The sequence below is a fragment of the Agrobacterium tumefaciens str. B6 genome (genome assembly GCF_001541315.1).
Classification (GTDB): domain Bacteria; phylum Pseudomonadota; class Alphaproteobacteria; order Rhizobiales; family Rhizobiaceae; genus Agrobacterium; species Agrobacterium radiobacter.
This window is the reverse complement of the sequence record NZ_LMVK01000023.1, coordinates 533,172-544,662: the sequence shown is the minus strand read 5'-3', so window position 1 is coordinate 544,662 and position 11,491 is coordinate 533,172. Positions and strand designations below refer to the sequence as shown.

Here is an 11,491-nt window from a genome sequence, read left to right as displayed (position 1 = left end):
ATATCAAGCAGCTCGAAGTCCTGCGCACGCTTCTGTCCACCGGCTCGACCATCGCCACGGCCAAGGCCATGGGGCTCCGCCAGTCCGGTATCAGCCGGCCTCTGGCGCAGCGCGAGGCGGAACTGTCGCTGACGCGCGTTGCCCGCGACAAGGGGCGGCGGCCCCCGACCCCGCCGCTCCTCCGGCTGCCGGCGGGTTTGCGGGCGGCGCAAGAGGCGGGCGGCACCCGCCTGCAGCAGGACCGCAAATTGAAGACGCTGGAGGCAAAAGCCTTCGATACGCTCGGTCTTTCTTCCAGCGCAAAGCAGGAAGACATAAAAAGGCGCTACAAGGAGCTTGTCAAAAAGCATCATCCTGATGCTAATGGTGGCGATCGTGGTTCGGAAGAGCGTTTTCGGGCTGTTGTTCAAGCATATCAATTGTTAAAGCAGTCAGGTTTCTGCTAAGCCAACTTACGTGTTTACCGCCTGATTGATGATGTGGCCGGGTGGCTGCCGCCCGCCTTGGAGACGTGATGAGCAAAATCGACCTTGATATTTCCAACCTGCCCGACACGACGGTGTCCGTGCGGGAGGTTTTCGGCATTGATACGGATCTGCGGGTCCCCGCCTATTCGCAGGGCGACGCCTATGTGCCTGACCTTGATCCCGACTATCTGTTCGACCGCGATACGACACTCGCGATCCTTGCCGGTTTTGCTCACAACCGACGTGTCATGGTCTCCGGTTTCCACGGCACCGGTAAGTCCACCCATATCGAGCAGGTGGCTGCCCGCCTCAATTGGCCCTGCGTGCGCGTCAACCTCGACAGCCACGTCAGCCGTATCGACCTCGTCGGCAAAGACGCCATCGTCCTGAAAGACGGCAAGCAGGTTACCGAATTCAAGGACGGCATTCTGCCCTGGGCCTACCAGCACAATGTCGCGCTCGTCTTCGACGAATATGATGCCGGCCGTCCGGATGTCATGTTCGTTATCCAGCGCGTGCTGGAATCCTCGGGCCGCCTGACCCTGCTCGACCAGAGCCGCGTCATCCGTCCTCACCCGGCCTTCCGCATTTTCGCGACCGCCAACACGGTCGGCCTTGGCGATACGACGGGTCTTTACCACGGCACGCAGCAGATCAACCAGGCGCAGATGGACCGCTGGTCCATCGTCACGACGCTGAACTACCTGCCGCATGAGCAGGAAGTGAACATCATCGCCGCCAAGGTGAAGAGCCTCGACAATCCGAAGGGACGCGAAACCGTTTCCAAGATGGTGCGCGTGGCCGATCTCACCCGTTCGGCCTTCGTCAATGGCGATCTTTCCACCGTCATGAGCCCGCGTACCGTCATCACCTGGGCGGAAAATGCAGAAATCTTCGGCGATCTCGCCTTTGCCTTCCGCGTGACCTTCCTCAACAAGTGCGACGAGCTTGAGCGCACGCTGGTGGCCGAACAGTATCAGCGGGCCTTTGGCGTCGAGCTGAAGGAAAGCGCTGCGAACATCGTTCTCAGCGCCTGATCGTCCCCGGCTTGTCCGGAGACGATTTCGATGACTTGAAGATGCCGGCAGACCGCGCACATATCGATGGGCGGTCTCCACGCGTCGGCAAATGACAGGAAAGACAATGGCAGCGCGCGGCGACAATTCCAGAGCAAAACCGGGTACGGCTGTTGATACGGAGCCGTTGCGTCAGGCGATTGCCGGATGTGTGCGATCCGTTGCCGGCGATGCCGAGGTCGAGGTCGTCTTCGCCAATGAGCGGCCGGGCCTTGCCGGTGAGCGCATGCGCCTGCCGGAAATCTCCAAGAAACCGACCGCACAGGAAATCGCGATCACCCGCGGCCTCGGTGATTCCATGGCGCTGCGCCTCGCCTGCCATGACGCCGACACGCATGCGGTGATGTCGCCGCAGGGCGCCGAGGCGCGGCTGATCTTCGACGCGGTTGAACAGGCGCGCGTGGAATCGATCGGCGCGCTGCGCATGCCGGGCATGGCCTCCAACATCCAGGCCATGAACACGGAAAAATACGCCAAGGCCAACTTCGCCGGCATCACCAACAAGGACGACGCGCCGCTCGCCGAAGCCGTGGCGCTTCTGGTGCGCGAGAAGCTGACGGGCGAAAAGCCGCCGGAAAGCGCCGGCAAGGTTGTCGATCTGTGGCGCGATTTCATCGAGGACAAGGCCGCCGGCGATCTCAAGGATCTCTCCAGCGTCATCACCGACCAGAAGGCGTTTTCGCGACTGGTGCGCAAGATGCTGACCTCCATGCAGATGGCGGAAGATTTCGGCGACGAGGATAACGAGCCTGACAGTCAGGAAGCGGAGTCCAACGAGGACCAGCCGCGCACCAACGAGACGGAAGAAGAGCAGGTCGAGGAAGAGGCCGGCTGGGGCGCGGCGCCCGCCGATGAAAACGAGGCCTCGCAGGAGGAAATGGAAGAAGGCGAGATGGACGGCGCCGAGATGTCGGACGAGGAGATGTCCGACGATCTCGACGAAGATTCCGAAACGCCCGGCGAGACCCGCCGCCCCAACAGCCCCTTCGACGACTTTAATGAAAAGGTCGATTACCGCATCTTCACGCAGGAATTCGACGAGGAAATCCACGCCGAGGAATTGTGTGACGAGGCCGAGCTTGATCGTCTGCGCGCCTTCCTCGACAAGCAGCTCGCCCATCTTCAGGGTGCGGTCGGGCGCTTAGCGAACCGGCTGCAGCGCCGCCTGATGGCGCAGCAGAACCGTTCGTGGGATTTCGATCTGGAAGAGGGTTATCTCGATCCGGCTCGCCTCGTCAGGCTCATCATCGATCCCATGCAGCCGCTCTCCTTCAAGAAGGAACGCGACACCAAGTTCCGCGATACCGTCGTGTCGCTCGTCATCGACAATTCCGGTTCGATGCGCGGCCGGCCCATCACTGTTGCGGCCACCTGCGCGGATATTCTGGCGCGCACGCTGGAGCGCTCGGGCGTGAAGGTGGAAATTCTGGGCTTCACCACCAAGGCGTGGAAGGGCGGGCAATCGCGTGAGCAATGGCTGGCCAGCGGCAAGCCGGCTTCGCCCGGCCGTCTCAATGATCTGCGGCACATCATCTACAAATCGGCGGATGCCCCGTGGCGGCGCGCGCGACGCAATCTCGGCCTGATGATGCGCGAAGGCCTGCTGAAGGAAAACATCGACGGTGAGGCGTTGATGTGGGCGCATAACCGTCTGATCGGTCGCCCCGAGCAGCGCAAGATCATGATGATGATCTCGGACGGTGCGCCGGTGGACGATTCGACCCTGTCGGTCAATCCGGGCAACTATCTGGAACGGCACCTGCGCGCCGTCATCGAGCAGATCGAGACACGGTCGCCGGTGGAACTGCTGGCAATCGGTATCGGCCATGACGTGACACGTTATTATCGTCGCGCCGTGACCATCGTGGATGCCGACGAACTGGCGGGCGCGATGACCGAGCAGCTCGCAGCGCTCTTCGAGGATACGAGCAACGCTTCCGGTTCGTCCCGCAGGGTTCGCCGTGCGGGATAAGCGGGGCCGGGTTTTCTCCGCCTGTAAAACGCTCTCAATGGCCGCCATTCTGGCGGCCGCATCGCTGTTCCCGGTTTCCATCGGCGCTTCGACCATCGATGTGCCGGTGAGTGCGCGTCTTCTGTCTTCTTTCGAAGTCGGCACCAGCGAGAAACGTTTCGGCAAGCTGGAATTTGTCGGCGGCATGGTAATGAGCGCGCCGGAAAAACTGTTCGGGGCCATATCCTCCATCCGCTTCCGCCCAAACGGGGAGGATTTCATTGCGGTGCTGGATACCGGCCATTGGCTGACGGGCAGAGTCACGCGTGACGCTGTCGGGGCGCTGTCTGGCCTTGCTGAAGTCCGTATCACCCCCATGCTGGACATGAGCGGCCGCGAACCGCCGCGCAAGATGGAGATGGATGCCGAAGGGCTGGCGCTGCGCGACGGCAAGGTTTTGGTCAGTTACGAGCAACGTCACAGGATCGATATCTATCCCGATCCAGGCTTCGCCACCTCGAAACCGCTCGACCGCCTGCCGCATCTCATCCCCAATAACGAGTTGCGCCATAATGGCGGCATGGAGGCGCTTGCTGTATCGCCGGCCGATTCGCCGCTCGCCGGCGCTCTCGTCGTGGTGGCCGAAAAGAGCATCGATACCGACGGCAATCTTCTTGCCGCCATATTGGAAGGCCCGCTCAAGGGCACATTTGCCGTTACCCATCACCCCTCATTCGACGTGACTGATGGCGCTTTCCTGCCAAACGGCGATCTGCTGCTTCTCGAGCGGCGCTTCAACTTCGCCGAAGGTGTGGGCATGCGCATCCGCCGCATCCGCGGGGCGGATATCCGGCCGGGCGCGGTGGTGGATGGCGAAATCCTCATGGAAGCGGGCATGGCCTACCAGATCGACAATATGGAAGGCATGGATGTGGTGAAGGGGCCGGACGGTTCCACGCGCCTCATCATCGTTTCCGATGACAACCACTCGTTTCTCCAGCGCAATCTGATGCTGGAATTCAAGCTGGTGGAGTGAATATCAGGCCTGCTCCTGTGCCGCCTTGTAGGCAGCCAGGAGATCCTCGACCGGAATGCCGTCGATCTTCATGCCGGTCATTCGGCACGCGGTTATCTGCGCGCCGGAGAGGTTCGTGTTGCTCAGCTTCAGTCCGGTAAAATTGACGTCATCGATCGACCAGCCGGACATGTTGCTGTCCGTAAACGACGCACCGGAAAAGTTGATGTCATTGAAGCGTGTGCCGGCCAGATTGACATTGTTGAAGACCGTCCCCGACAGATTGACGTTATCGAAGCTGGAGCCCGAAAGCGTGGCGCTCGTCGCATCCACAATGTCGATAACGTCCTTGATCTGCATGCCGATCCGCCTCCGAGCTTTGCCACGGACGGCAGATTGCAACGCCACCCGTGGGTTTGCAAGCGTGATCTGATCATGCATCCCCCGGCCTCAAATCTCGCTGACGGAAAGTATCAGCTCGGTTTGGCGGTGCCTGGCATGGGCTTCAGCGTGTTCATCAGCGCGCCATAAGGCAGCAGCATGACGAGGCCGACAAGGACCTTCACCGAAAGATCGCCCAGCGCCCAGGAAATCCACCGGGGGGCTTCCAGAGCGAAGATGCCGAGCAGCGGCGCGTTTTCGATGGCGAAGGCATCATTGGGGCCGACAAAGGAGAAGCTCGCGGCAAAGGCGATTGAGAAGAACAGAGCCGTATCCAGCACCGAGCCAAGCATGGAGCCGGCCAGCGGCGCATGCCACCAGCGCTGGCGGCGCAGGCGGTTGAACACGGAAATATCCAGCAGTTGGCCGATGAGATAGGCGGTGCCGGAAGCAACAGCGATGCGCGGGATGGATGTCCAGAAGGACAGCGTGACGCCGACGACGAAGCCCGCAAGCACGACACGACGCGCGATGGACGGACCGAACTGGCGGTTGGTCAGATCGGTAACAAGGAACGCGATCGGATAGGTAAAGGCGCCCCAGGTCAGAAGGTCGCCGAGATTGACGCCGAACAACGAGCCGGAAAGCGGGTATTGCACCAGAATATTGGAAGCCACGACGACGAGCGTCATCAGCAGAACATAGATAAGCGTATAGCGCAGATAGGGCATTTTTTTATCCTGGGTGATGCCACCAGTTGGAGCCAAGCATCGGCGCGAAACGTCTCAAACGGTTTCCGCAAAACTCGATGCAACGAAAATCTAAAACAAACAAAAGGCTTGAGCGGCAAAAGCCATTCAAGCCCTCTGAATATCAGATGATATCGAAACCGCTATTAAGCAGCTTCAGCAGTCTTCTTGGCGATCTGGCGGCGCAGGAGACGAGCGCGCATGCTCAGTTCGTTTTCGCCGGACTTCAGAAGGAAGGCATCGAGGCCGCCACGGTGTTCAACGGAGCGCAGAGCGGCTGCGGAAACACGCAGGCGGAAGCGCTGGCCGAGAGCATCGGAGATCAACGTGACCTGGCAGAGGTTCGGAAGGAACCGGCGCTTGGTCTTGTTGTTGGCGTGGCTGACGTTGTTGCCCGTCTGGACGCCCTTGCCGGTCAATTCGCATACACGGGACATGGGTACACCTATTTCGTTTCGTCTGTTTCACCACTGGCTCGCCACCGGCAAAACCGGGGTGGCAATCCAACTGGCCATGATTGGAAAGTTGCGGTTCTATAGTCAGACGGGACTTAACAGTCAAGCCGCCCGCGAGCAAATCAAAGGAAATTCCGGCGTTTTCAACCGTCGTCCGCTTTTTTATTGCCACAAGTCAGCGTATATGATCGCCCGATAAGGCCGCTTCCGCGCCTCTTTTAAGGTGATATCGAAATGATTGCCAGAGGAAAAAGCATTTTCATGGCCGCTACCATGGCGCTTGCGGGTGTCTCCCCCTCGCTCGCCGCCGAAGCGCGCCACACAAGCGAATACAGCATCAATCTCGGCATTTTGCCGATTGCGCGGGCAAGTTTTTCGACTCGCATGGATGGGCCGAATTATTCGATCTCCGGTTCCTTCAGCGCCGCCGGCCTTGCCAGCATCCTCAAGGATATTTCCGGCAAAACGACGGTTTCCGGCGCCAAGCGCGGCCACCGGCTGCAGGCCAATGAATATTCGCTGGTCTACAAGGACGGCAAGCGGGTGCGCACCTATGACGTCGTCTATCGCAACGGCAACGTCACATCGACGACAGTGAAACCCGAGCCTAAGGCGCGGCCGGACAACTGGGTTGACGTGAAGGACCGCGATCTGCGCTCGGTTCTCGATCCGATTTCCGGTCTCATCATTCCCGCGGGCGGCCGCATCTGCCCGACTCGCCTGCCGATCTATGACGGCGAATCGCGGCTGGATCTCGTTTTGAGCTCCAGCGGCACCAAGCCGTTCAAGACCAATGGTTTTAATGGCGACGCCATCGTCTGCAAGGCGCGTTATGTGCCGAAGTCGGGCTATCGGCAGGGGCGCAAGGATATCGAATATCTGAAATCCATTTCGATGGAGATCTGGTTTGCGAAATCCAACAACATGGGTGTCTATGCGCCGGTCTACGCCATCATTCCGACGCGGGGGGGACAGGTCTACATTACCGCTACGAAATACGGCGGCTGATTGCTGGCGCATGGCGGGGTAAGTGACACGGCGGTGCGGTTCGGTTCTTCTCCCCGCCGGGGAGAAGAAACAAGTGGCATCCGCTCATTCCGCCGGCATTGCGCTGAGAATTACGGGGCATCGCCCGGCGACCAGCCGGGTTCGGCCATAACAAAGCTCGAAAAGGCAAAGCCTGGCGAGACGGTGCAGCCGACGAGGGTGAAATCGCCGAGGCTTTCGGCCGATTGCCAGCAGTTGGCGGGAACGATCACCTGCGGGCGCTCGCCTTCCAGAATGGCGGGGCCGAGCGTGAAGGTCTGCACCTCCCGGCCGTCCTGGGAAAGATGCAGCGCGATCGGCGCGCCGGCATAATAGTGCCAGACCTCGACCGCATCGGTGACCCGATGCCAGTGCGAGCGCTCGCCTTTTTCCAGGAGATAATAGATCGCCGTGGAATGGCCGCGCTCGCCGCCGGCCTTGTCACGGAAAGTCTGGTGGTAAAAACCGCCCTCGGGATGTGGCTCCAGCCCCAGTTCACGAATGATCGCCTGCGCCGATATATCGGTTGCCATCAGAAATTGTCCTTGCGCGTGCGGATTTCCGCGAAGACGTCGGCATCGGTGGCGCTTTCCAGGCCAAGATATTTGCGGATGCCGGGATCGGCCACCCGCATATAGGGATTGGTCTGTTTTTCGAGCCCGATGCTGGTGGGAATGGTGAATTCATTCGCCTGCCGCGCCTTTTCCACCTGCTCCGCGCGGTCGCGCAGCACGGTATTGTCGGGATCGACGGTCAAGGCGAAACGGGCATTCGTCAGCGTATATTCATGGCCGAAATAGACCTTGGTCTCATCCGGCAGGGCAATGAGTTTCTGGAAGGAGTGCCACATATCCGCCGCCGGGCGTTCGAACAGGCGACCGCAGCCCATGGCGAACAGCGTATCGGCGGCAAACAGCAGCCCGTCATCCGGCATATAATAACAGATATGTCCCGCCGTATGACCGGGTGTGGCGATGATCTGAACGCGGCGACCGGCGAATTCGAATTCGTCGCCATCGGCCTGCGAGCGGTCGAGCCCGGGTATTGCAACAGCCTCATCATAGGGACCGTGAATTTCGCACTGAAACTTGTCCTTCAGCGCCAGATTGGCTTCCACGTGGTCCTGATGATGATGGGTGGTGAAAATATGGGTGAGCTTCCAGCCGTGGCCGTCGAGAGCATGCAGGATAGGGCCTTCTTCCGGGGCGTCGATGGCGGCGGTCGCTCCGCTTTCGGGGTCATGCAGGAGAACCCCGAAATTGTCGCTGCGGCAAAGAAAGACGTCTATTTCCAAAGGTTTCATCTTATCCTCTCCATTTGCCGGCCAAAACCGGCGCATTCGCCCGCCTGACCTTCAATGTAAGGGCAGACGCCTTGAAGTCCAACCGCCTGATGCTACATTCTCGCCATGAATACCGATATCGTCGATCTGCGCGAATTCTATCATTCTCCGCTTGGCCGTTCGGCCGAGCAGGCGATCACCATGGCGCTTTCGACGCTGTGGCCGCCTTTGCCGGAAGAGCGGCTGGTTGGGCTGGGTTATGCCGTGCCGTTTCTGGAGCGGTTCCGCCACGATACGGAGCGCACCTTCGCCTTCATGCCGGCGGGGCAGGGGGCGGTGAACTGGCCGGCGGGCGAGCTTTCTTCCACCGCGCTGGTGTTCGATGAGGAACTGCCGCTGCCTGATTCGTCGATAGACCGTGTCCTGATGGTGCATGCGCTGGAATTTGCCGAAAATCCGCGCGAAAGCCTCAAGGAACTGTGGCGGGTGCTGGCGCCGGGTGGCCGCCCCGTCCTCGTGGGGCCGAACCGCCGCGGCGTCTGGGCGCGCATGGAACATACGCCCTTCGGTTCCGGAAGGCCCTATTCGCGCGGGCAGCTGACGGCTCTTTTGCGAGAAACCAATTTCACACCGGGCGCCTCCGCCGAGGCGCTGTTCTTCCCGCCGACCACAAGCCGGCCGGTGCTGAAATTCCGTCGTTATCTCGAGCATACCGGTCGCCGGCTGTGGCCGCTATTTTCCGGTGTCATCGTGGTGGAAGCGCAAAAACGCCTCTATCAGGGATTGCCCGTCACGCAGCGCGCCTCGCGCCGGGTTTTCGTGCCGGTTCTGGCGCCGCAGGGGGTGCCCACCACCCGCGCCGCCGTGCAGCAAGGAAAGCCGCACTAACCCTCGACAAAACGCACATTCCGGTCTAATGCCTCCGGCATTGCTTTTGCCGGGTTCTCCGGCGTTTTTCCAAAGGTCGATCAAATGAGTGCAGAGCTTAGCCAACCTGTTCCGCGTCCGGGTATTCTGGATATCGCTGCTTATGTTCCCGGCAAGGAACATGTGGACGGTGTTGCGAAGGTTTATAAGCTCTCCTCCAATGAAACGCCGCTTGGGCCCAGCCCGAAAGCCATAGAGGCCTTCGGCACCGCGGCCAGCCATCTGGAAATCTATCCGGACGGACAGGCGATTGCGCTGCGCCAGGCGATTGCCGACGTGCATGGTCTCAACATTGCGAATATCATGTGCGGCAACGGTTCGGACGAGCTGCTCGGCATGCTTTGCCACGTCTATCTAGGCGCGGGCGATGAGGCGATCATCACCGAACATGGTTTCCTCGTCTACAAGATCCAGATCATGGGCGCGGGCGCGACCCCGGTGACGGTGAAGGAAAAGGACTGCGCGGTGGACGTGGATGCGATCCTCGCCGCCGTGACGCCGAAGACGAAGATGGTTTTCGTCGCCAATCCCGGCAATCCCACTGGCACCTATGTTCCCGTTGCGGAAATCCGCCGCCTGCAGGCCAGCCTGCCAAAACATGTTGTGCTGGTGCTGGATGCGGCTTACGCCGAATATGTTCGCAAGAATGACTACGAGGCCGGGCTTGAGCTGGTATCCGGCAACCGCAACGTGGTGATGACCCGCACCTTCTCGAAGGTCTATGGTCTCGCCGCCCTGCGCGTCGGCTGGATGTATGGTCCCGCCGCCATCATCGATGCGCTGAACCGCGTGCGCGGCCCATTCAACATGAGCGCGCCGGCCATTGCTGCCGGTGCCGCTGCGATCCGCGATCAGGCCTTCGTAGAAAAGGCCGTGGCGCATAACGCGCTTTGGATGGAAAAGCTGGTCACGGCCTTTACCGGCCTTGGTCTCACCGTCACACCATCCGTCACCAACTTCATCCTCATCCATTTCCCGGATCAGGACGGCAAGCGGGCAACGGATGCCGACGAGTTCCTGAGCCGCCGCGGTTATATTCTGCGTGCGGTGCGCGGTTACGGCTTCCCGAATGCGCTGAGAATGACCGTCGGTTCTGAAGAGGCCAATCTCGGCGTCATCGCTGCTCTTACCGAGTTCATGGGGCAGGCGTGATGGCTGAGATCATGTTTGAACGCATCGCGCTGATTGGCATCGGCCTGATCGGCTCGTCGATTGCCCGCGATCTCAGGGAACTGGGTCTTGCCCGCCATGTGACGATTTCCACCCGCAGCGAAGAGACGCTGAAACGGGCGGAAGAACTGGAGCTCGGCACGGATTACACCGTTTCGGGGGCGGAGGCGGTCAAGGATGCCGATCTCGTCATCGTCTCGGTGCCTGTTGGTGCATCGGAAAGCGTGGCGCAGCAGATCGCGCCGCATCTGAAACCGGGCGCTATCGTTACCGATGTCGGCTCCACCAAGGCCTCGGTTATCGCGCAGATGGCTCCGCATATGCCTGATAACGTGCATTTCATTCCCGGCCACCCGCTGGCGGGTACGGAAAAATCCGGCCCGGATGCCGGTTTTTCCGGTCTCTTCCGCGACCGCTGGTGCATCTTCACGCCGCTGCCGGGCACGGATGCGGCGGCGCTGGAAAAGCTCAAGGATTTCTGGCGCGCGCTCGGCTCCCGTGTCGATGAAATGGATGCCGAACACCATGACAAGGTTCTGGCGATCGTTTCGCATCTGCCGCACATCATCGCTTACAATATCGTCGGCACGGCGGATGATCTGGAGACGGTGACCGAATCGGAAGTCATCAAATATTCCGCCTCTGGTTTCCGTGACTTCACCCGTCTGGCCGCCTCCGATCCCACCATGTGGCGCGATGTCTGCCTGCACAACAAGGATGCCATCCTTGAAATGCTGGCGCGGTTTTCCGAAGACCTCGCCTCCCTGCAAAGGGCGATCCGCTGGGGAGAGGGCGACAAGCTGTTCGAGTTGTTTTCCCGCACTCGCGCCATCCGCCGCTCTATCGTGCAGGCCGGTCAGGATGTCGATGCGCCGGACTTCGGGCGTCATGCGCTGGATCAGAAGAAGTAAGGCGCATTTCGCTTATAGTCGTGGTGGGATTTGATCCGGCCCATAACGCCCGCCGGCAAAGTGCCAAAGCCTCCCCGTCGT

The 11,491-nt window shown here is 60.4% G+C and carries 14 protein-coding genes; 9 read left to right on the top strand and 5 right to left on the bottom strand.

The features are described 5' to 3' along the window. The 4 genes from ASB65_RS28970 to ASB65_RS18570 all read left to right on the top strand — a co-directional run. On the top strand, window positions 1-446 hold a 446-nt coding region (locus tag ASB65_RS28970; protein WP_245301396.1), incomplete at its 5' end, for a J domain-containing protein. A gap of 68 nt (window positions 447-514) precedes the next feature. After that, the gene (cobS, locus tag ASB65_RS18580) at window positions 515-1,504 is read left to right on the top strand and encodes a cobaltochelatase subunit CobS (RefSeq protein WP_003509875.1); all 990 of its coding nucleotides are present in this window, start codon (window positions 515-517) and stop codon (window positions 1,502-1,504) included. Window positions 1,505-1,610: 106 nt separating this feature from the next. Next, window positions 1,611-3,515 carry a cobaltochelatase subunit CobT gene (cobT, locus tag ASB65_RS18575; RefSeq protein ID WP_060724969.1) on the top strand — a complete coding sequence of 635 codons (1,905 nt, stop codon included), beginning with the start codon at window positions 1,611-1,613 and terminating at the stop codon, window positions 3,513-3,515. A gap of 37 nt (window positions 3,516-3,552) precedes the next feature. Beyond that, window positions 3,553-4,530 (top strand): esterase-like activity of phytase family protein, encoded by a 978-nt coding sequence (locus ASB65_RS18570; protein WP_031234115.1) that lies wholly within the window; start codon window positions 3,553-3,555, stop codon window positions 4,528-4,530. Between the two features lie 3 nt (window positions 4,531-4,533). Here the strand turns inward: ASB65_RS18570 and ASB65_RS18565 are convergent, their stop codons facing one another. The 3 genes from ASB65_RS18565 to rpmB form a co-directional block, all read right to left on the bottom strand. Next, a complete protein-coding gene (locus ASB65_RS18565; RefSeq protein WP_020811446.1) occupies window positions 4,534-4,869 on the bottom strand; it encodes a pentapeptide repeat-containing protein in 336 nt (111 codons plus the stop codon). Between the two features lie 113 nt (window positions 4,870-4,982). Continuing rightward, a complete protein-coding gene (locus ASB65_RS18560; protein ID WP_003509887.1) occupies window positions 4,983-5,621 on the bottom strand; it encodes a queuosine precursor transporter in 639 nt (212 codons plus the stop codon). Between the two features lie 164 nt (window positions 5,622-5,785). After that, the gene (gene rpmB, locus ASB65_RS18555; RefSeq protein ID WP_003509888.1) at window positions 5,786-6,076 is read right to left on the bottom strand and encodes a 50S ribosomal protein L28; all 291 of its coding nucleotides are present in this window, start codon (window positions 6,074-6,076) and stop codon (window positions 5,786-5,788) included. Here rpmB and ASB65_RS28290 point away from each other — a divergent pair. Together ASB65_RS28290 and ASB65_RS18550 are read left to right on the top strand one after the other, a co-directional pair. Continuing rightward, window positions 6,075-6,293 carry a hypothetical protein gene (locus tag ASB65_RS28290; RefSeq protein WP_099087313.1) on the top strand — a complete coding sequence of 73 codons (219 nt, stop codon included), beginning with the start codon at window positions 6,075-6,077 and terminating at the stop codon, window positions 6,291-6,293. The genes rpmB and ASB65_RS28290 overlap by 2 nt on opposite strands. Window positions 6,294-6,328: 35 nt before the next feature. After that, on the top strand, window positions 6,329-7,102 hold the full coding sequence (locus ASB65_RS18550) for a DUF3108 domain-containing protein (protein ID WP_060724968.1): 774 nt from the start codon (window positions 6,329-6,331) through the stop codon (window positions 7,100-7,102). Window positions 7,103-7,212: 110 nt separating this feature from the next. Here ASB65_RS18550 and ASB65_RS18545 read toward each other — a convergent pair whose 3' ends face one another. Next, window positions 7,213-7,653 (bottom strand): cupin domain-containing protein, encoded by a 441-nt coding sequence (locus ASB65_RS18545; RefSeq protein ID WP_060724967.1) that lies wholly within the window; start codon window positions 7,651-7,653, stop codon window positions 7,213-7,215. After that, complete coding sequence (gene gloB, locus ASB65_RS18540; RefSeq protein ID WP_060724966.1) at window positions 7,653-8,423, bottom strand: hydroxyacylglutathione hydrolase; 771 nt, start codon at window positions 8,421-8,423, stop codon at window positions 7,653-7,655. The genes ASB65_RS18545 and gloB overlap by 1 nt, the downstream gene beginning before the upstream one ends. 105 nt (window positions 8,424-8,528) lie before the next feature. On the opposite strand from gloB, the gene ASB65_RS18535 reads away from it, so the two are divergent. The 3 genes from ASB65_RS18535 (at window position 8,529) to ASB65_RS18525 (ending at window position 11,410) form a co-directional block, all read left to right on the top strand. Then, window positions 8,529-9,290, top strand: coding sequence for a class I SAM-dependent methyltransferase (locus ASB65_RS18535; protein WP_060724965.1), 762 nt, complete (start codon window positions 8,529-8,531; stop codon window positions 9,288-9,290). Between the two features lie 84 nt (window positions 9,291-9,374). Then, window positions 9,375-10,481, top strand: coding sequence for a histidinol-phosphate transaminase (hisC, locus tag ASB65_RS18530; protein WP_060724964.1), 1,107 nt, complete (start codon window positions 9,375-9,377; stop codon window positions 10,479-10,481). Further along, on the top strand, window positions 10,481-11,410 hold the full coding sequence (locus tag ASB65_RS18525) for a prephenate/arogenate dehydrogenase family protein (RefSeq protein ID WP_060724963.1): 930 nt from the start codon (window positions 10,481-10,483) through the stop codon (window positions 11,408-11,410). The genes hisC and ASB65_RS18525 overlap by 1 nt, the downstream gene beginning before the upstream one ends. The last annotated feature ends 81 nt before the right edge of the window (window positions 11,411-11,491 follow it).